General features: G+C 42.8%; 16 protein-coding genes. 9 read left to right on the forward strand and 7 right to left on the reverse strand.

Annotation, left to right across the window (positions count from 1 at the left end):
* The first annotated feature begins 8 nt into the window (after window positions 1-8).
* The 7 genes from NSQ72_RS19040 (at window position 9) to NSQ72_RS19070 (ending at window position 12,507) form a co-directional block, all read left to right on the forward strand.
* Window positions 9-7,157, forward strand: a complete 7,149-nt coding sequence (locus NSQ72_RS19040; protein ID WP_341084981.1) for an amino acid adenylation domain-containing protein — start codon at window positions 9-11, stop codon at window positions 7,155-7,157.
* Between the two features lie 20 nt (window positions 7,158-7,177).
* Window positions 7,178-7,405, forward strand: coding sequence for an MbtH family protein (locus NSQ72_RS19045; protein ID WP_341084982.1), 228 nt, complete (start codon window positions 7,178-7,180; stop codon window positions 7,403-7,405).
* A 123-nt stretch (window positions 7,406-7,528) separates the two neighbouring features.
* The gene (locus NSQ72_RS19050; protein ID WP_341084984.1) at window positions 7,529-9,154 is read left to right on the forward strand and encodes an AraC family transcriptional regulator; all 1,626 of its coding nucleotides are present in this window, start codon (window positions 7,529-7,531) and stop codon (window positions 9,152-9,154) included.
* Window positions 9,155-9,252: 98 nt separating this feature from the next.
* The gene (locus tag NSQ72_RS19055; protein WP_341084986.1) at window positions 9,253-10,218 is read left to right on the forward strand and encodes an iron-hydroxamate ABC transporter substrate-binding protein; all 966 of its coding nucleotides are present in this window, start codon (window positions 9,253-9,255) and stop codon (window positions 10,216-10,218) included.
* 98 nt (window positions 10,219-10,316) lie between these two features.
* Window positions 10,317-11,051 carry an alpha/beta hydrolase gene (locus tag NSQ72_RS19060; RefSeq protein WP_341084989.1) on the forward strand — a complete coding sequence of 245 codons (735 nt, stop codon included), beginning with the start codon at window positions 10,317-10,319 and terminating at the stop codon, window positions 11,049-11,051.
* Window positions 11,052-11,123: 72 nt separating this feature from the next.
* Window positions 11,124-11,270 carry a YycC family protein gene (locus NSQ72_RS19065; RefSeq protein WP_064498621.1) on the forward strand — a complete coding sequence of 49 codons (147 nt, stop codon included), beginning with the start codon at window positions 11,124-11,126 and terminating at the stop codon, window positions 11,268-11,270.
* 22 nt (window positions 11,271-11,292) lie between these two features.
* A complete protein-coding gene (locus NSQ72_RS19070; RefSeq protein ID WP_268465189.1) occupies window positions 11,293-12,507 on the forward strand; it encodes a CynX/NimT family MFS transporter in 1,215 nt (404 codons plus the stop codon).
* A gap of 39 nt (window positions 12,508-12,546) precedes the next feature.
* Here NSQ72_RS19070 and rplI read toward each other — a convergent pair whose 3' ends face one another.
* Genes rplI through NSQ72_RS19085 form a run of 3 tightly spaced genes read right to left on the reverse strand, consistent with a single transcriptional unit; the run spans window position 12,547 to window position 15,941 of the window.
* Complete coding sequence (rplI, locus tag NSQ72_RS19075) at window positions 12,547-12,996, reverse strand: 50S ribosomal protein L9 (RefSeq protein WP_008359128.1); 450 nt, start codon at window positions 12,994-12,996, stop codon at window positions 12,547-12,549.
* On the reverse strand, window positions 12,993-14,972 hold the full coding sequence (locus NSQ72_RS19080) for a DHH family phosphoesterase (protein ID WP_039182890.1): 1,980 nt from the start codon (window positions 14,970-14,972) through the stop codon (window positions 12,993-12,995). Before NSQ72_RS19080 ends, rplI begins: the two co-directional genes overlap by 4 nt.
* Window positions 14,973-15,002: 30 nt before the next feature.
* Window positions 15,003-15,941 carry a YybS family protein gene (locus tag NSQ72_RS19085; RefSeq protein WP_268501862.1) on the reverse strand — a complete coding sequence of 313 codons (939 nt, stop codon included), beginning with the start codon at window positions 15,939-15,941 and terminating at the stop codon, window positions 15,003-15,005.
* A gap of 303 nt (window positions 15,942-16,244) precedes the next feature.
* Here NSQ72_RS19085 and NSQ72_RS19090 point away from each other — a divergent pair, with 303 nt between their 5' ends.
* Entirely contained in the window at window positions 16,245-17,171 is a 927-nt protein-coding gene (locus tag NSQ72_RS19090; protein ID WP_024424048.1) for a manganese-dependent inorganic pyrophosphatase, read from the forward strand.
* Window positions 17,172-17,226: 55 nt separating this feature from the next.
* Here the strand turns inward: NSQ72_RS19090 and NSQ72_RS19095 are convergent, their stop codons facing one another.
* The 3 genes from NSQ72_RS19095 to NSQ72_RS19105 form a co-directional block, all read right to left on the reverse strand.
* Complete coding sequence (locus tag NSQ72_RS19095; protein ID WP_268501861.1) at window positions 17,227-18,084, reverse strand: DUF3298 and DUF4163 domain-containing protein; 858 nt, start codon at window positions 18,082-18,084, stop codon at window positions 17,227-17,229.
* Window positions 18,085-18,579 carry an RNA polymerase sigma factor gene (locus NSQ72_RS19100; protein ID WP_039182900.1) on the reverse strand — a complete coding sequence of 165 codons (495 nt, stop codon included), beginning with the start codon at window positions 18,577-18,579 and terminating at the stop codon, window positions 18,085-18,087.
* 149 nt (window positions 18,580-18,728) lie between these two features.
* Window positions 18,729-19,388 (reverse strand): aspartate/glutamate racemase family protein, encoded by a 660-nt coding sequence (locus NSQ72_RS19105; protein ID WP_106025365.1) that lies wholly within the window; start codon window positions 19,386-19,388, stop codon window positions 18,729-18,731.
* Window positions 19,389-19,472: 84 nt separating this feature from the next.
* On the opposite strand from NSQ72_RS19105, the gene katX reads away from it, so the two are divergent.
* A complete protein-coding gene (gene katX / locus NSQ72_RS19110) occupies window positions 19,473-21,083 on the forward strand; it encodes a catalase KatX (protein ID WP_411264195.1) in 1,611 nt (536 codons plus the stop codon).
* 49 nt (window positions 21,084-21,132) lie between these two features.
* Here katX and wrbA read toward each other — a convergent pair whose 3' ends face one another.
* Window positions 21,133-21,747 (reverse strand): NAD(P)H:quinone oxidoreductase, encoded by a 615-nt coding sequence (wrbA, locus tag NSQ72_RS19115; RefSeq protein ID WP_034283654.1) that lies wholly within the window; start codon window positions 21,745-21,747, stop codon window positions 21,133-21,135.
* Window positions 21,748-21,757: the final 10 nt, after the last annotated feature.

Below are 21,757 nucleotides of genomic sequence, written 5' to 3' on the forward strand. Positions count from 1 at the left end.
ATAGACCCTTGTCGATCCAGTCAGTCGATTCATTTCCACTAACCGGTGCCCAATCAGGCATTTGGTATGCGCAGCAGCTTGATCCATCTAATCCTATTTTCAATACAGCTGAGTATATAGATATTAAAGGTCCTATTGACCCCATACACTTTGAAGCAGCCATTAGAAAAACTGTCTTAGAAGCAGATTCTTTGTATATGCGATTCGTTGAGGATACTGACGGTCCAAAGCAATGGTTCTCATCTAAGAACGAGATTCCATTCCAATTGATCAATTTACAAAATGAAAAACAGCCGCTTGATGCGGCTAAAGCATGGATGAAGGCAGATCTTTCAACGCCAGTCTCTTTAGAGAAAGATGTATTATTCCGTGAAGTACTTTTTCAACTTGCTGACGATCGATTTATCTGGTATCAGCGCATTCATCACATTGCCATTGATGGATTTGCCTTTTCGCTCATTGCGCGTCGTGTTGCTGAGGTCTATTCCGCTCTATCGAAAAGGACACCTGTGCCTCCTCAAACATTTGGATCCTTACATGACGTAGTCCAAGAGGAGCTCACCTATCAACAGTCCAATCGATATGAAGATGATCAAGCGTTTTGGAAAAATCGCTTTGCTGATCAACCTGAAATTGTCAGCCTTGCTGAGCTTGCCCCAAGAACGTCGGATCATTTTATCCGAAAAACGGTTAGCTACGATGCCGCAAAGGTAAGCAAAATGAAAAAAAATGCTCCAGCCTTCGGTGGTACGTGGCATGAAATGATCCTTGCTGCATCCGCTTTATATGTGCATCGTATGACTGGTGCACATGATATTGTTTTAGGATTACCTGTGATGATGCGCCTTGGATCGTGCGCCTTACAAACACCCGGAATGGTCATGAACCTAGTACCGCTTCGTTTAACATGTAAACCAGAAATGACGCTCTCAGCACTTGTTCGCCAAGTATCTGATGAGCTAAAAGCCATTCGTCCTCATCAACGATATCGTCACGAGGACATGCGGAGAGACTTTAAACTTATCGGAAGAAATCAGCGATTATTTGGCCCGCAGATCAATATCATGCCATTTGATTATGATCTCATGTTCGATCAGAGCATTGGTCAAGCACATAACCTCTCAGCAGGGCCCGTGGATGATATATCGATCAACATATACGACCGCGCGGATGGGAACGGATTTCAAATCGACTTTGATGCAAATCCTGCCGTTTACAAAGAGCAAGCAGTTGACGCTCATCAGCAGCGTTTCCTTCAATTGCTGGAAGAAATAACCGGACTAGAGCAAGATCAGACGATCAGTCAATTCAACCTTCTTTTGTCTGAAGAAAAAGAGACCATTCTCAAGCACTGGAATGATACAAAACGAGAATTACCAAAGGAATCTTTACGGGAACTATTTGAAAAACAGGTGAGCAAAACGCCACAAGCAAAAGCACTACAGTTTGAAGGAATCACTTTGACTTACGAAGAGCTAAATCAGCGGGCTAATCAATTAGCTCATTATTTGAAAAAACATGGTATTGGACCAGAACAATTTGTCGCCATTGCTCTGCCTCGATCCATCGATATGGTCGTAAGTCTATTAGCCGTCGTCAAAACGGGAGCTGCATATCTGCCATTAGACCCTGATTACCCTAACGATCGAGTCGCCTATATGCTAGAAGATGCCAAACCGGCGTGTTTGCTCACAGTCAAAGAGACAGCAGACGGTTTGGACCATCCGCACATTGTTCAACTGGATGATGCAGCTGTTCATCAGGAGATAGCAGGCAGTTCTCATCTCAATCCGACCTGGAGCGAGGGTTCTCCGCATCACCCGGCTTATATCCTCTACACGTCAGGATCGACAGGCAAACCAAAGGGTGTTGTTGTAACAAAGCGAAATGTGATCAACTTTATATTGTCCATGCAAGATTCGTTTTTATTAGATCAAGAAGACCAGCTATTAGCCGTAACAACCATTGCCTTTGATATTTCCGGGCTGGAAATGTTCCTCCCGCTTTTACATGGGGCTGCTATTTTATTGGCAAAAAAAGAAACCATACAAGAACCAGCAAAGCTTTCAGACATGATTCGTTCTCATCATGTCACCATCATGCAGGCAACACCAACGCTGTGGCATGCATTGGCAGATGAATATCCTGACGTGATTACAGGTATGCGAGTTCTTGTTGGAGGAGAAGCACTCCCTGCCTCCCTTTTGCATACCTTGCAATCTCTTCAATGCGACATTACTAATTTGTACGGACCTACAGAAACGACGATCTGGTCTACGATGGAAAATGTCACAGCACATCGAGAGAATAGCGGGCCGGCAATCGGTAAACCCATTTGGAATACGAGCGTTTATATTTTAGATGAAGGACTAAACCCAGTCCCAGCAGGGTCAATCGGTGAACTTTATATTGCTGGTGAAGGAGTATCTAGAGGATATCTTGGACGATATGATTTAACGGCTGAACGTTTTGTTGCTGATCCATTCGGCACAAGCGGCACGAGAATGTATCGTACTGGTGATTTAGCCAGATGGCGTGAAGATGGTTCGATTGATTATATCAGCCGTGCCGATCATCAAATTAAAATCCGCGGCTTCCGTATTGAACTAGGTGAAATCGAAACCGTGATGATGCAGCACCAAGCCATTAAGCATACATCTGTTATCGTTCGTGAAGATCAACCTGGGCAGCAGCTGCTTTGTGCATATGTTGTGCTGACAGATGGCTCTTCTCTACACCCTTCAGAGCTCAGACAGTTTGTGGCTTCATTACTTCCTGATTACATGGTACCTTCTGCTGTTGTCGTTTTGCCAGAACTTCCACTTACGCCAAACGGCAAAATCGATCGCAAAGCATTACCAATACCAAATATGTCTTTAGTTAGTTCTGAGCGGACACCTAGAACACCACAAGAAGACATGTTATGTAGTTTATTTGCAGAAACCCTTGGAGTATCTCAAATTGGCATAGATGATAGTTTCTTTGACTTAGGAGGACATTCCTTACTCGCCGCTCGCCTGCTTAGACGTATACGCGATACACTTGGCGCAGACCTAAGCATGAGTACCATTTTTGAATCGCCTCGGGTTGCTGATCTTGCGCAGCATATTGACAAAGCGAAGGACATTCGGCCGCCGCTTCAGGTTGAAGACAAGCCAGATGAAATTCCATTATCCTTTGCCCAAAAACGGCTCTGGTTCCTTCATTGCCTTGAAGGGCCAAGTCCAACTTACAATATTCCACTTGTCATTCAACTGACAGGTACACTAGATCAAACAGCTCTAATTGGTGCTCTGGCAGATATCACTGAAAAACATGAAACCCTTAGAACCATTTTTCCAGATAAGAACGGCATGCCAAGACAGGTCATTTTACATCCGAAAAGTGTTCAGCCTGAACTCCATGTCACAGCTTCAACCGATCAACAAATTGAGAGTCAGTTAAACGAAGCCATTCGCTATAGCTTTAAAATTGAAGAAGAACCTGCACTGCGAGCAGAGTTATTCACGCTTGATGCAAACCGATCCGTCCTGCTTCTATTGCTGCATCATATCGCTGGTGATGGCTGGTCACTTGCACCATTGACGCGAGACTTAGCTGCTGCTTACGAAGCCCGTATACAAGGAAAATCCATCTCCTTGCCAGCAGAACCTGTTCAATATGCTGACTATGCTATTTGGCAGCAGAAGCTGTTGGGTAGTGAAGAAGAGACGGATAGTCTATTTGCCAAGCAGCTCAGCTATTGGAAAGGTGCCTTACATGACTTGCCTGAAGAACTTGAACTTCCCTATGACTTCCCGCGTCCACAGGAAGGAAGCTTCAACGGTGCGACGATAGACTTTACGATTGAACCCGCTTTACATCAGAACCTCCTTGAGCTTGCCAAGCAGCATCAAGTGAGTTTGTTCATGGTGCTTCAAGCATCACTTGCAGCATTAATGACACGCCTTGGAGCAGGGACAGATATCCCAATCGGCAGTCCGATTGCTGGACGCAATGACGATGCACTTGACGATATTGTGGGCTTGTTTGTGAACACACTAGTATTACGTACCAATACAGATGGTAATCCAACCTTTAGTGAGCTATTGAAGCGAGTGCGAGACGTTGACTTAGCAGCCTATGAGCATCAGGATCTGCCATTTGAACGGCTAGTCGAAATCCTAAATCCTACCCGATCCAGATCACGAAATCCATTGTTCCAAGTCATGCTTGCCTTCCAAAATACACCGAAGGCAGAAATGAAGCTGACACAGCTTGATTCAGACCTTTACGTGAAACCAGTAGGGTCAGCTAAATTTGATCTGACCATCGAATTGACTGAACAAAGAACTGACACTGGATCAGCAGCAGGATTAACAGGTTTGTTTGAATTCAGTACAGATGTATTTAAAGAAAGCACCATTCGAGCAATCGCTGACAGAATGAAGCGCTTTTTAACTGAAGTGACTGAGCGCCCACACGTGCCGATTGGCCAAGTGAATATTTTATCAGATAAAGAACGTCAAACATTTCTCCCTAATAAAAAGACATTCGCTCAGTTAGATCAAGCACATAGTCTCCCAGCCTTATTTGAAAAAACGGCACAGAAATATCCTGATCGAGTGGCTGTAACGTATGGCAATAAGCAGCTTACCTATGGTGAGTTAAACTACAAAGCCAATCGTCTTGCTCATTTATTAATACAAAGAGGCGTTGGACCAGAACAGTTCGTTGCACTTGCCCTGCCTAGATCAATCGACATGCTCGTAAGCTTATTAGCCGTTCATAAAGCAGGCGCAGCCTATGTTCCGCTTGATCCTGACTATCCAGTAGACAGGCTGGCATACATGATACAAGATGCCAAACCAGTTTGCAGCATCACAACAAAAACAGATGCAGTGCATCTCCCTGCTGATTGCGATTTGATTTTGTTAGACGAAAAAGAAACGAGCGATCAATTGCTGACTATGCCAAATCATAATCCGGCTGATATAGACAGAATTGAACCGCTATCTTCTCTGCATCCGGCCTATATTATTTATACATCCGGTTCTACAGGGAAACCAAAAGGAGTGGTCATCCCACATCAAAATGTCATCCGTCTTCTGACATCTACTGAACATTGGTTCCATTTTGATGAAGAGGATGTTTGGACAATGTTCCATTCATATGCCTTTGATTTTTCAGTATGGGAAATATGGGGACCACTTTTATATGGCGGCAGGCTTGTCATTGTACCTCATACCATCTCTCGCTCTCCTGAAGAGATGCTGCAGCTTCTAGTCGAGGAAGGTGTGACTGTGCTTAATCAAACACCTTCTGCCTTCTATCAGCTCATGCAGATAGACAAGGAACAACAAACACTAGGCCAAGCATTATCACTCCGCTATGTCATCTTTGGCGGTGAAGCATTAGAGCTTAGCAGATTAGAAGATTGGTACAGCCGTCACTCAGACTGTAAGCCAAAGCTAATTAACATGTACGGCATTACAGAAACCACCGTACACGTTACGTACAATGAACTCAATCGAGACATAATCACAAAGAACTCCAGCAGTTTAATAGGTGAACCGATTCCTGATTTACACGTTTACGTACTTGATGAATACCTGCAGCCTGTTCCCCCTGGGACAACAGGTGAAATGTATGTAGCTGGAGCTGGCCTTGCAAGAGGTTATCTAGGCAGACCTGACCTGACATCAGATCGATTCCCTGCCGATCCATATGGAGCACCTGGCACAAGGATGTATCGTACCGGCGACCTTGCGCGCTGGACAGAAGAAGGGGCGCTTGATTACATTGGCAGAGCTGATCATCAAATTAAAATACGCGGATTCCGTATTGAACTTGGAGAAATCGAAGCCGTTCTGGCACGTCATGATGCAGTTGCACAAGTGGCCGTCATGGTGCGAGAGGATCAGCCTGGCGACAAGCGCTTAGTTGCATATATCGTCACAACGGAAGAAGACTATTTCGATACTGAAGCCCTTCGTCATTTTGCAGCAGCCAGTCTTCCTGATTACATGGTGCCCGCAGCATATGTACAGATTGACGCCATGCCGCTTACAGCAAACGGGAAGCTTGATCAAAAATCACTGCCGGCCCCTCAATTGCATTTACAGCAAGCGGATGGGCGCGGCCCAAGAAATCCGAAAGAGGAAATCCTATGTCATCTCTTTGAAGAGGTGCTTGATTTGCCTAAAATCAGCATAGACGATCGCTTTTTTGACATTGGTGGGCATTCACTGCTTGCAGTTCGTTTAATCAGCCGCATTCGGGATGCACTTGGTGTCAAACTAAGTATCGGAACATTGTTTGAAGCACCAAATGTGGCAAGTTTGGCAGAGAAACTAGAAACAGGAAGCGATGAAAACGCACTAGACATCTTGCTGCCGCTGCGAACAAATGGAGAAAGATATCCACTCTTCTGTGTTCACCCAGCAGGTGGTCTTAGCTGGTGCTATGCCGGTCTCTTGAATACATTAGAGAAAGACATCCCTATTTATGGATTACAGGCACGAGGAATCGCAAGAAAAGATGACTACCCGCACACACTAGATGATATGGCTGCGGATTACATCAAGCACATCCAAACAATTCAGCCAAAAGGTCCTTATCATCTTCTTGGCTGGTCATTAGGTGGAAACGTTGTACAAGCAATGGCTACACAGCTCCAGCAGCAAGGTGAAGAAATCGCACTTGTTGCGATGCTGGATGCCTATCCAAACCATTTCTTACCGATTAAAGAAGCACCTGATGAAGAAGAAGCACTAATCGCTCTTCTTGCGCTCGGCGGTTATGATCCAGATACCTTAACAGGTGAACCGCTCACGATGAAAAGTGCCATCGACATTTTGAAAAAAGATGGCAGTGCACTAGCAAGCTTAAGTGAAGATGCCATTAGAAATCTAAAAGAAACCTATGTGAATTCAGTTCGATTGCTCGGAGAATATCAGCCAAAAACTTATCAGGGAGACATATTATTCTTTAGATCTACCATTATCCCAGATTGGTTTACACCAATTGATCCCGAAGCATGGGCACCTTATATCAACGGAACAATCGAACAACACGACATTCATTGCCGGCACAAAGACATGTGCCAGCCTAAACCCCTAGCAGAAATTGGTGTCATCTTAGACAACGCACTGCATCGGGTCAAACAAAAGCACTAAGAATAAAGGAGAGATGACAAATGACAAATCCCTTTGATCGTGAAGACGGTGTATTTCTTGTGCTTGTCAATGAACAAGGACAGCATTCACTTTGGCCATCATTTGCACCAGTGCCAGATAGATGGGAAAAAGTCTTTGGTGAAGACACTAGAAATGCCTGCATCGATTATATCCAGACACACTGGCAGGACTTGCGGCCATTAAGCTTAACAAAAGAACCTGCACTAGCACATGGAAAAACGGAATAAATCATCGCACCCTGATCTCACTCAGGGTGCTTTTTTGACAGAATAAACATCACCATCTTTCAGCTCTTTCTGCTACAATTTAATTGAGAATGTTTATCAATCAATAAGAGATCAGGTGGTTTTATGGGAAACAACAATCAATTACGTACATTGGCAAATGCCGAACAATTCATCTATCGATTAACATATACTGAAAAAATAAATAATGCAGAGCTTCCACATACAGAGCAGCAGCTATCAGATACATTCTGCCTCCTCTTCAGCATAAGCGGCAGCGGTTTACTCACATTGAACGATCAAAAATGGCGATTGAAACATCTGACACTCTATACGATCATGCCTGGGGAAACATTTATGTTGAAAACAGAGCCTTATCAAAAACACGAGCTCTATCTGTTTCGCTTTCAGCTCTACACGCTGCAAGATCAAAACATAGGAGAAGTATCAACGGAACATGCCCGTTCTTTACTGAATAAATGGCAATTTATCGATATTAGTTCGATTGAACAAATTCATTCTTTACTGTCCGATATGACAGAGGAATGGCAAAGACCTGAACCCATTAGCTTTTTTAGAAGCCAAACTCTTTTTCAGCAGCTCATTATGCAGCTTTTCACACTGCATAAAGAAGATATTTGTGACACGGCACATGCCCTTTTCAAAACAAAACAATATATCGATCAACATTCCGAAGAACCCCTCAGCCTGACAAGTCTATCTCATATGGCTGGCATCAGCTCTAATCATTACAGTGAGCTATTTAAAAAGCATTTTGATGTGAGTGTCACTGATTATATCACCAAGAAAAGGATGGCTAGAGCGAAACAATTAATGGCAAAAGGCAGCGCAAAACTCAAAGACATTGCACTTGAAATCGGCTATCAAGATCCGTATTACTTCAGCCGCATCTTTAAGAAAAAAACGGGCATGACCCCTTCTACTTATATGAAAAGCCGGCAGCGGAAAATTGCAGCCTATGGCCATTCCATACTCGGCCAGCTCACACCCATTCATATCATCCCATATGCTGCCCCTCTCCACCCTAAATGGACAGCACATGATTTTGAGCATTATGCAGAAGAAATTCCGATTCACCTGAGTGCACATCGGATCAACGAGCACGCTGAAGCCAATTTACAGCTATTAAAGGAAACAAAACCTGAGCTGATCATTGCCAATGATCATGTGACAGAGGAAGAAAAACAAGTGTTAAAAACCATCTGTCCTGTTCACTTTGTTCCATTCACACAATTGGATTGGCGCACTCAATTCAGACAGACAGCTATGTTCTTAAACGAAGCGAAGGAAGCAGAAGAATGGCTGATTCATTACGAGGAACTCGTCATTCAAGCGAAAAAGGCATGCCTTTTTGATCATCCACCAAAAACTATCCTGCCCCTTCGTATCTTTCAAGATCAACTCTATTTGTCTGTGAATCGCACCATGTCAGAAGTGATTTTTCAAGACATTGGTCTTCAGCCAGCTTTTCAGAATGACGGCCAGCTAATAGAAAAAAAAATCAGCATTCGCTCTATACAACAGCTAGATCCAGACACCATCTTCCTTTTCCTGCATAAGGAGCCAAAAACCATTGCTTTTTATCAAAAATTAAAGCAGCAGGAGGATTGGCAAAATCTCAAGGCTGTGACGCAGCAAGCAGTCTATCCACTTACGTCTGACCCTTGGCGTGAATACACAGCAGCCAGTCATCAACGAGTCATTCAGGACCTTTTATCTTTTTTTCCGTAAAAAGTCCATCATTTGACAGATCATTGTCTATGGATAAAAGGACGAAAGACTACTACAATCTTTAATTGAGAACAATTATCAGTTAAAGGAGAAAACAAATGAAAAAATGGTTCGCATTGCTTATCCTTTGTATCATGACGATCATCGCAGCAGCCTGTGGTGCTGCAGAAAATAAACCTGCTTCAAACACAACCAAAGGCAAGTCAGCTGAAGCAGCTGAAACAAACATCAAATACTTAGAACAAACGTACAAACTCAAAACACCAGTGAAACGAATCGTCATTGCTGGAAGCCTAGAATCAATGGAAGATGCAAAATTACTTGGTATCGAGCCTATTGGTGCTTCTACTGTAGGCGGCACTTTCCCTGAATTATTTAAAGACATCACATCAAAGACTGAAGGCATCGGGGAAAAAACAGAACCGAACCTTGAAAAAATCCTAAAACTAAAACCAGACGTGATACTCGGATCAACCAAGTTCCCGCCTGCAACAATTAAAAAACTAGATAAAGTCCAAACGACGATCCCAGTATCACATGTCTCTTCCGACTGGGAAAGCAATCTTTTATTACTCGGCGAACTGACTGGAAAAAGTAAAGAAGCCAAAACCATCATCTCTGATTATCAGAAAGATCTTAAACAAGCAAAAGAAACTTTGAAAGACAAAAGCAGCAACAAAACAGCTGTCATTTTACGCATTAGACAGGGCGACTTGTACGTGTACCCTGAAGACGTATACTTCAACTCTACCTTATATGGAGACTTAGGTTTTACAGCACCAAGTGATATCAAAAAAGCCAAAGCGCAGGCATTGATTTCATTGGAGCGCCTAGGAGAACTCAATCCTGACTATATTTTTGTTCAGTTCTCTAAAGAGGAAAACTCATCGAATCCGAACGCATTGAAGGACTTAGAGAAAAATAAAATTTGGACAAGCCTAAAAGCTGTGAAAAATGGGCACATCAATGAAAATGCCGTTGATCCTATGCTTCAAGGAGGAACAGCACTAAGCAAAACAACCTTCCTTGATAAGGCCGTCAAATGGTTAGATCAAAACAACTAAAAAAGATGTGACGAATGACAAAGGGCTAAAATGATCTTTATTTTTAGCCCTTTGTCTTCTTTTCAGCGGAGCTTGAAAACTTGGAGGAGAGATGACACATGAACGGAACGTTTCTATATGACGAGTTTAACGGGCGTCAGCTTGATATTTACCTACCACCGGACACTTCTATTAATGTTCCAGCTGTCTTTGTACAAGATGGCTCTTCTTTGTTTAGAACACACCTGCTAGAGATCGAAAGAATGATCGAAACCAAAACCATCTCGCCAATCATCATTGTCGGCATACACCCCTTCAATCGACTCGATGAATATACACCATGGAAGGCAGCATCACTGCGTTCTGGGTTTCCTGACTTTAAAGGCGAGGCACAGACGTATGTGTCATTTTTAGCGAATGACTTGCTCCCATATATCAAAAGAGAATATCCAGTTCAAGAGACCTGTCATGAACATAGCCACGTAGGTGCTTCATTAGGCGGGTTATTTGCTATTTATACTTTATTCATGCACCCTGATCTTTTTAAAAACATCGCATCAATCTCAGGATCATTTTGGTATGAAGATTTTCTACCATTTGCTAAACAACAAAACATTCAGTGTCTGGATCACCTTGTCTATTTGTCGGTAGGCAGTGAAGAAGGGAAAGGCAAAACATCTGTTCAACAGCATATGCCGTTATTCACCAAACAACTGCATGATCTTTTATTACAGAAAGGGATGCAGGAATGGCAGCTGCACTATCACATTGAACAAGGAGAAGGCCATCATCTGAAACAATTTCAAAAAAATTTCTTATCGGCTCTAAAGTGGTTTTATAAAAGAGAATGCTAATTTTTTATCAGCATGACACAAAGCCGATATGATATATTGGAACGTATAGATTGAAAGAGGAGGGATTTGCGCATGAGACCTTTACAAATCTCAGCCGATACCGCACAAAAGCTTGCTGCATCACTCAATGTACCGTTAGAACAAATTATGCATATGCCGCAGCATATCTTATTAGCTAAATTAGCGGAGCTTGAACAGAAGAAAGATCGTTCTTCTTAAAGACATAAAGGAGTTTACATTCATGGAACAACAACTAGAAAAATCAACATTACATCCTCGCAGTACAGGACAAACCATCCTGCTGATTGCTGGGATTTTGCTCATTGCATTTAATCTGCGGCCTGCCATTACGTCCGTTGGCCCTGTTATCGGCGCGATTCGTTCCGATTTACAGCTTTCAAATGGACTGGCAGGTTTTCTTACGACATTACCACTGCTTTCATTCGCATTGCTTTCTCCAATTGCACCTAAAATCGGAAAACGCCTTGGCAATGAACGAACCCTCTGGCTTGGACTTGCTGTCCTTCTGTTTGGGATTGTGATTCGCTCGTTTGGCACCATCACCTTCTTAATGATTGGAACGGCGCTAGTCGGCGTCGGAATTGCGATTTGTAATGTGCTCTTACCGGGGCTTGTGAAGCATAAATTTCCTGCACATGCAGGTTTGATGACAAGTGTATACACGACTTCAATGTCCGTCTTCGCTGCACTTGCATCAGGTGTCAGTGTTCCGCTTAGTCATACGATGCCTGGCGGCTGGAATACATCATTCCTTGTATGGGCTGGACTTGCCCTTCTCGCCATGATGGTTTGGGCGCCGCAGCTTCTTCATCAGAATACAGCGGCCGTCAAAACCATTTCTCTTACAGAGCAGCCAATATGGCGCTCACGTGTCGCATGGCAAGTGACCTTTTTTATGGGCTTGCAATCATTCCTTTTCTATAGCAGCATCGCTTGGTTTCCTGATATTTTAACATCACATGGAATGAATCTGGCGACAGCTGGATGGATGCTGTCCATTATGCAGTTCGCTGGTCTGCCATCCACCTTCTTAACACCCGTTCTTGCAGAAAAATTAAAAACGCAAAGACCGCTTGTCGCCGGCCTTGTCCTTGTGTATTTACTAGGCATGATTGGACTTCTTCTCGGAGGATCGACACCTATTCTTGTCATCTCTGTCCTATTGATCGGCATTGGACAAGGTGCTAGTATCAGTCTAGCGCTCACCTTCATTGGATTGCGGACAAGACATATGGAACAAGCAGCTGCCCTCTCTGGAATGGCGCAGTCACTCGGTTATTTATTAGCCGCTGTTGGTCCATTCATGATCGGTATCCTTTTTGATTTCACACATACATGGACACCAGCAATTATCATCTTTATCATCATCCTATTTTTCATGTTTTTATCCGGTATGCGTGCCGGACGCAGCGTCTATATTTCAGATCCTTCATAAAAAAGAACCCGCCTCCTCGTGAGACGGGTTCTTTTCTGCTTATGCCTGCTCTGTCACATGTACCTTTAACGTTGCTTGTACCTCTGGATGAAGCTTTACCGGTACATTTGTGTAACCTAATGCACGGATGGCATCATTCAGCTCGATTTTGCGCTTATCGAGTTTAATTTGATGATCTTTTTGCAATTTATCAGCGATTTGTTTGCTTGTAATGGATCCAAACAAACGGCCGCCTTCACCTGATTTTGCAGTGAGTTCCACTGTTAACGCCTCAAGTGTTTCTTTTAATTGTTTTGCTTGTTCAAGCTCTTGGATGGCATTCTTTTTCTCTTTGTTTTTCTGCCCTTCCAATGCACTTAGGTTCGTTGGAGTTGCTTCAACAGCTAACCCTTGTTTGATGAGAAAGTTGTGAGCGTATCCGTCAGCTACATTCTTGACTTCGCCTTTTTTCCCTTTGCCTTTTACGTCTTTTAGAAAGATGACTTTCATCTTTGAACCCCTCCTTCGAAATATTCGTCTATGGCAGCCTTTAACTTCCCTACCGCTTCTTCAATGGTTATACCATAAATCTGGGTAGCAGCGTTAGTCAAATGACCGCCGCCGTCTAGTGCTTCCATAATAATTTGAACGTTGATATCCCCTAATGATCTGGCACTAATGCATACCGTATCGTCATCTCGTCTAGCGACAGCAAATGACGCTTCTACCTCACTCATTGACAACAAGGAATCAGCCGTCTGGGCAATCGTAATTTGATCATAATACTCCGACCTGTCAGACGGTAATGAAGCAATAGCCACCTGATTTTGATACAGCTCTGTATGCTGAATGAGTTTTGCCCGTTTGATGTAATGATCGACTGTTTCTTTTAAAAACTTTTGCACAAGGACAGGATCTGCTCCCTTTGCACGAAGGTAAGATGCTGCATCGAACGTTCTTGATCCCGTTCTCAGAGAGAAACTCTTCGTATCCACGATGATCCCAGCAAGAAGCGCAGTTGCCTCAATCATGTTAATCCGCAATTTCTTCGGCTGATACTCTAAGAGCTCTGTCACAAGCTCTGCTGTAGATGAAGCATACGGCTCCATATAAACAAGTAAAGGATCACGGATAAATTCCTCGCCTCGTCTATGATGGTCAATGACCACGACGTTTTCAATCTTATTCAACAGCCGTTCCTCCATGACGAGAGACGGTTTATGTGTATCCACGACGACAAGCAATGTGTCATCCTTTGCAAGCTCCATTGCTTCCTCTGGCGTGATAAAACGTGACCAAAGCTCTTCATAATTTTTAATTTCACTAATTAAGCGTTGAACACTGTCGCCAATCTGGTTGGCATCAATGACTATATAGCCTTCTTTTCCATTGGCCTGGGCGACCTTTAAAATCCCGATGGAAGCACCGATTGAGTCCATGTCTGGGAACTTATGACCCATGATCATGACATTACCGCTTTCAGATACAATTTCTTTTAAAGCATGAGAAATGACCCGTGCGCGTACGCGTGTCCGTTTCTCCATTGGGTTCGTTTTTCCACCGTAGAACTTCACTTTTCCATTCGGCTGTTTAATGGCGACCTGATCCCCGCCTCGTCCGAGGGCAAGGTCAAGACTCGACTGCGCTAGTGCCCCAAGCTCTTTCAAAGAAGGAACGGACGCACCAATCCCGATACTCAAAGTAAGCGTCGCACTATGTGCCCCTGTTTTCTCACGGACCTCGTCTAAAATAGAGAATTTCGACGCTTCAAGCTCAGCTAAAATGCTCTCATTTAGAACCGCCATAAATCGTTCAGACGAAATTCTCTTCAGAAAAATTCCGTATTCTTGTGCCCAATTGTTGAGCAGAGACGTCACTTCACTATTAATCGCGCTGCGCACTTGATCATCAAGGCCCTGCGTGACATCGTCGTAGTTGTCTAAAAAGATATAAGATAAAACCGTTCGTTCATTTTCGTACTGTCGTTCAATCTGCACCTGTTCCGTGACATCAAAGAAATATAAAAGGCGCTCTGATCGCTTAATAATGACTTTGAATTTCCGGTCATTCAGCGTTACATTTTCGGTCTCGACCTCTTGTTTAATAAGAGGCACAATGGACTCGAATGTATCGTACAAGGATCTGCCGACAAGTGTGCTTTCATGAAAGCACGAAGCGAGAAATGGATTCGTCCATTCGATATAATACTGGTCATTAAACAGCATAATACCAATTGGCATCTCCATTAATGCTTCTTCTCCAACCTTTTTGACTCGATAGGATAATGTTGAAATATATGAATCAATCTCTTTCTGCACTTGCGTATCTGCCCACTTTAAGAAGTAGAGCACACCTGCAAGGACGAAAAGACCAACCGCTCCTATGATCCAATTAAAATAAAGGTTGAGGAGGACTGTGACCACCGCAAGGACAATTAACGCGATGATCGGATACTTGATGACAGGTTTTCTATAGAAGCTTGGCACTGATATCAACTCCTCAACATTCAGAGTGAATTATTTGTTTTTTACTTTTTCTCTTAAATCAAAGCCTATGTCAGCAATCCCTATAATTCGCACAATCACACCGATCGGCGGAAAGAAAACCGTTAACACGACAGCGAAAATGGGTACCGCTTTTGAGATGTTTTTTTCGTGGCAATAATAGAAGAGAAAAGAAAATCCCTGAATAAGCACCAGTATAAATAAAATTTGAAACGCACTCGTTTGAACGAGCCATAAAAAGCTGCCTTTTTCCGTCTGAATCAGCATCAAAAGCAATGTGAGTAAATAATACCATACCATGCTTTTTGGCAGCCGCATATCCTTAAATTTCTTCAAAACCGGCATGTCTGAAACAAACCGTTTGAGCAAAGGCCGCACGAACCAATGATTCACAAAAGCCATCAAAGTAACAGCGATCAAAAGCGCTACAGGTAAAGCACTTAATGCCATATCCTGCATCTCTTTAAACTGTTTGAGCTGTTTGGCTATGTCCTTTTCAGAAGCCCCGGATTGCTTTAAAACACTCTCTACCATCGGCATCATTTGCTCAATCGACTCTTTCGCCATATTCATGATATCGATTTGAAAGAGCTGAACACTGACAACAAATGAGATGAGAAAACTGAATAAATAAATCAGCGCACCTGTAATGATGGCATTCCCAGGCTGCCTTCTGCTGTAGAAAGCACCCATGCCTAATCCGGCGGCAATCAATATTGGTGCACTCATGAGTCCAGCCATAGACCCAATTAAAAAGCTGATCACTATGCCAATAGCGCCAGCAGCAATTCCTTTTTTCAAGCCGTGTCTGATTGTATAGAGGATGATCGGAATCGGAGCAGCTAGAAAGAAAATAATGGATAATAGCGGCACATACAAATAAAACAGCATCATGACCGAGAAAATACTCATCATGATTGCGCCCTCTACTAACGCTTTTGTTTGTTTCACACCTTCACCTCTATCCAATCCTTTTGTCTATATCTTGCTCAATGTGTACTTCTATGTATACGTATGATGTCAGCTCCATCATGTCTTGCCCCAACCTTTATTTTACCATAGCGGCAAATCTCAAGTAAAATGCAGGCTATTCTGGGAGCGTTTCACGTGGAACACCGATATGGAATCGCACATGCAAGTTTTCAAACAGCATGTTACAATTTTTAAGATAATTCTTAGCTATAAACCCTGAATTCAAGGTCAAAAGCTGTTAGAATAGAAACATCATCAATAAAAGTAAGAAGGAGAATTCACATGGGAAAAACACTCGTATTCGGACACAAAAATCCTGACACAGACACGATTTGTTCTGCTATTGCTTACGCTGATCTGAAAAACAAAATCGGCGTTCAGGCAGAAGCCGTCAGACTTGGAGAAATCAATGGAGAAACACAATACGCATTAGATTTCTTTAAACAAGAAGCACCTCGTTTCATTGAAACGGCTGCAAATGAAACAAAGCAAGTCATTCTTGTTGATCACAACGAATTCCAGCAAAGTGTAAGCGACATTGATCAAGTACAAGTAACTGAGGTCATTGACCATCACCGTATTGCCAACTTTGAAACAAGTGAACCTCTTTACTATCGTGCTGAGCCTGTAGGCTGTACAGCAACGATCTTAAACAAAATGTATAAAGAAAACCAAGTGACGATTGAAAAGGAAATCGCTGGTTTGCTTTTATCTGCGATCATTTCTGATTCCTTACTATTCAAATCACCAACATGCACACAGCAAGATATTGATGCTGCGCATGAGCTTGCAAAAATTGCAGGGGTAGATCCAGAAGTTTATGGCCTAGACATGCTGAAAGCAGGCGCTGATCTAAGCCAAAAAACAGTTCAAGAATTAATTACACTTGATGCAAAAGAATTCGCACTAGGCAAAAGCAAAGTGGAAATTGCGCAAGTCAATACAGTAGATATTGCTGAAGTGACAGCAAGACAGGCTGACATTGAAGCGAAAATCAATGAAGTCATTGCAGCAAAAGGTCTTGATCTATTTGTTTTAGTCATCACAGACATTTTAGAAAATGACTCCCTTGCTCTTGCACTCGGTGCAGAAGCAGCAAAAGTAGAAAAAGCATTTAACGTTACGCTTGAAAACAACACAGCTTTACTAAAAGGTGTTGTATCAAGAAAGAAACAAGTCGTACCTGCATTAACAGACGCACTTTCTTAATAAAACAAGACAAGACTGCTGAATCATTCAGCAGTCTTTTTTGTCTGTCTTCTTTTTAATGAATGTACGTATCACTCACGAGAATATCCTTTAACACACTTGTTGGAATCGTGAATTCAACTACGCCCATGTAACCAGGTGCCACATCATATTCATTAAAGGAAATCACCAGTTTGCCTTTTGAATTGATATAGAAATTTTGATCCGGCTTAATTTTCTTAAATGGATCCGCCATATCTTGCTTGCCAATCCAATATATTTTGTTTGAATCCTCTTTCATCTGTTTCTTCATCTGCTCTTTAATATTTTCACTAATCACATCTATATACTGGTTATCTTTAAACAGACTTGGCAATGTAATGAGGACATGATTTTTCTTATCCACCGTATCATATGTCATTTCCTCTGCCGCAGAAGCCTGAGTCGTCACCTTGTATCGACCTAGTGAAAGAACTTGGTCATTGTTTGTTTTTACTTCATATCCGCTCTCTACACTCAAATGACCATTTTTATAACCCTTTGTTTCCTTTTCAAAATCTTGATACAGCTTTTTGTTTTCAGCTAAATATTTTTCATTCAGGCTGTCTTGTAATGTTCCGTCCCCAAGTCCTGAAACGTGTGGTGTTTTAAGATCAATATTCGTTCCTTGATCGCTCTTTTTAAATTCTGTAAACGTCACGACTTTCACCAGCTCGCCAATGATAGGTACTTCTGAAATCGCTCTTGCTGCCTGTGGACTGACATTAACAGTTGTGACAAAAAGAGCAGCCGCTGCAACAAGTCCGATGGTCCATTGCTGAAAATGAGGTTTTTTGTTTTTTCTTTTTAACGTTCGTTCAATCATCGCATCATATTCCGGTGGTATAGGGATTTCTAAATATTCATCTTTTAAATGTTCCAAATACTTATCCATTTATATTTCCTCCTGTGATAATTCTACTTTTAAAAGCCGCAGCGCCTTATATAATCTTGTTTTAATGGTGTTTTCATTTTCATCGAGAATCTGGGCGATGTCCTCTAATTTTAGATCTTCAAAGAATCTCAAAATAATGATGACTCGATACATCTCAGGCAAATCTTCTATAGCCCGTTTGACGTCTTGATCCTCGTATACATCTGATTCGCCCTGTGATAAGAATTCAAGCGTATCATCATCTGTCACCTGCACCCGCTTCTTCTTTCGTAAAAAGTCTAGGGCAGCGTTCACCACGATTTTATAAAACCAGCTATGCATCTTGCTCGTATCCTCTAATCGATGAACAGATTTGAGTGCTTTATGAATAGCCTCCTGAACAACATCCATAGCATCTTCTGGGTTTTTGACATAACTATAGGACAACCGATAAAAACTGTGTTTATGCTCCATGACGTAATCCGCAAATTGATCGTCTATTTTTCGTTTCTTCATTTTACAAAGAGCTCCTTTATCTTAAATGCGCATCTGTTATTTCTTACATTGGATAGACGCGCGCCTTTTAAAAATAGTTTGCGCTCGGTTATTTTTTTAACATGTCATCGCATTTGCATTCCTATACAAAAAGAGCGAACCTGATGGGTTCACTCTTTCCAAGCGGATAGTGTTTGATGGACAAACTGTTTTAGTGGAGAAAGCGGATGAATGATAGGAACGCCTGTCTCCCGCTCCATCTGCTGTGCCGCATGAACCATCGAAAGCTGCATCACACAAATATCTCTGCCTTTTTGCTTCATACATTTTCTCAGCTGCTCCATGATTTGTTCATCATAGGCTTGCATATCACCGTTTAGGCAAAGATGAAAGACATCCTCCATCACAACCATTTCTACTTCAACCTGTTTACCCCGCTCTGTTGCATATGATTCAAGCCGCTGCATCGTTCCCTCCACTGTATTTGGGTTGGAAAACACAAGCTGAAGAGGCCCTTTTTTCTCACAAATCAGCTCAAATAACGGTTCATCGATCGGAACAATCGGTTGTTTAAAGAGGTGCTGCTGATCACCTAGAGCAGCAATGTATTGTGTACACGTGAGCAGAATGAGATCGGCTTCACTTTCTTGCTTTAATCTGTTGATAGCATACGTTTGCTGCTTGTGTTGATCAAACGAGGGATCTTGAGTGGCGCGTTCTATAAATGATGAATCGACTGTGTGATGCAAATCAACATCTGTATCACCAAAAACATCTTCTATATATGACTGATTGGACGGATGGGCGTGAAGGCAGTGTAATCGAATCATCAGGCTCTCTCCTCATGAAAGTTTTCAATCATTATATCAATCCTTGTATGAAATAGGGAGCAGCATGACCATATTGTTAAGGAGATATTGAAGGAGGGATTTGAATTGAAAGAAGATCAACAGCCTAAACCATCTTCAGAGTCAGAAGAAACCTTAACGAATCGGCAAGGTCATCCCGTCACAGACAATCAAAATATGAGAACTGTTGGGAATAGAGGACCCACTACACTTGAAAACTACGATTTCCTAGAGAAAATCAGTCATTTTGATCGTGAACGCATCCCTGAACGTGTTGTGCATGCACGTGGTGCCGGAGCTCACGGTTATTTTGAAGCCTATGGAACATTCGGCGATGAACCGATCTCCACCTATACGAGAGCGAAATTGTTTCAGGAGAAAGGAAAAAAAACGCCTGTTTTCGTTCGTTTTTCTTCTGTGATTCACGGCGGGCATTCGCCAGAAACATTACGCGATCCGAGAGGGTTTGCAATTAAATTTTATACAGAAGAAGGCAACTGGGATCTCGTGGGGAACAACCTGAAAATTTTCTTTATCCGTGATGCTTTAAAATTCCCTGATTTGGTTCATGCCTTTAAGCCAGACCCCGTCACCAATCGTCAGGACGGCGAGCGTATCTTTGATTTTGTCTCACAATCACCTGAAGCGACGCATATGGTGACATTTCTCTTTTCACCGTGGGGCATCCCAGCAACATACCGGCATATGCAAGGCTCAGGTGTCCATGCGTACAAATGGGTGAATCATGAAGGAAAAGCGGTGCTGGTTAAATATCATTTTGAACCGAAACAAGGCATTCGCAATCTGACCCAAGAACAGGCGCAAGCGATTCAGGGAGAAAATTTTAACCATGCCACACAGGATTTATATGAAGCCATTGAGCAAGGAGATTATCCTGAATGGGAGGTATATGCACAGATCATGGAAGATGATGCCCACCCTCACCTCGACTTTGACCCGCTTGATCCGACAAAGCTTTGGTACAAGGATGACTATCCATGGAAACCAATCGGACGGATGGTATTAAACAAAAATCCAGAAAACTATTTCGCAGAAGTCGAGCAGGTTGCCTTTGGGACTGGTGTACTCGTAGATGGTTTGGATTTCTCAGATGATAAATTGCTTCAAGGCCGTACCTTCTCCTACTCTGACACGCAGCGATATCGTGTAGGACCAAACTATTTACAGCTGCCGATCAATGCACCGAAAAAGCATGTCGCCACCAATCAGAGAGACGGCCAAATGGAGTACCATGTCGATCAAGGCAAAGGGCAAAATCCCCATGTGAATTATGAACCATCGATCCTCGGGGGATTAAAAGAAGCCAAACAGGACGGAAAGGATCATACCCCTTTTGTAGAGGGTGAAGTCAAACGAGAAGCCATTGACCGCCCAAACAACTTCGGACAAGCGGGAGAAACATATCGCCGTTTTAATGATTGGGAGCGAGAGGAACTGATTAAGAACTTAGTCAACACCCTTGCGACATGTCAAAAGGACATTCAAGACCAAATGATCGAAAACTTTACAAAAGCAGACCCTGATTACGGCAAGCGTGTCGCTGACGGTTTAAAAGCCTTTAAACAAGAGCAGTCAAGCGGACCTATCGGCTCTACCGGCGCTGCTCAAGCCGTGGACGAAGCCATCAACAACAGCACACCATCAGATCCTTATTAATGAAAAAAAGAATGCAGCGGCGAGGCTGCATTCTTTTTGTATACATCTATTAAGCGTTTTGACCTTTTTTGATCCATTCTGCCACATTCACTGTACGTTTTGCCTGATGTTTCACAGCTGCTTCTGCATCCTCTTGGATTTTTCCATTTTGGTCAACAGTCACACTCACACCGTAAGGGTTGCCCCCTGCACCGTATAAGGAATCATCTGTGTATCCTGGAGCGGCAATAATTGCTCCCCAGTGGAACATTGTCGTATAAAGGCTGAGAACCGTCTGCTCCTGTCCGCCATTTGCGTTTTGAGCTGAAGTCATCGCACTGACTGCTTTGTTTGCCAATTTACCTTGGAACCACAAGCCGCCTGTCGTATCTAAGAACTGCTTCATTTGAGCTGGCAGGTTACCGAAACGTGTCGGCATGCTAAAGATGATGGCATCTGCCCACTCTAAATCACTTAATTGAACCTCTGGCACATCCTTTGTTTCGTCTAAATGTGCTTTCCATGCTGGATTTGAAGCTACAACTGCTTCTGGTGCCAATTCAGCAACCTTTAATACTTTAACTTCTGCGCCAGCTTCTTTTGCTCCAGCTTCAGCCCATTTCGCCATCTGATAGTTTGTACCTGTTGAACTATAATAAATAATCGCTAATTTTACGTTTTCCATTTGATCCATC

Origin of the sequence: Bacillus sp. FSL R5-0659, from assembly GCF_038008785.1 — a bacterium.
Lineage (GTDB): Bacteria > Bacillota > Bacilli > Bacillales > Bacillaceae > Bacillus > Bacillus safensis.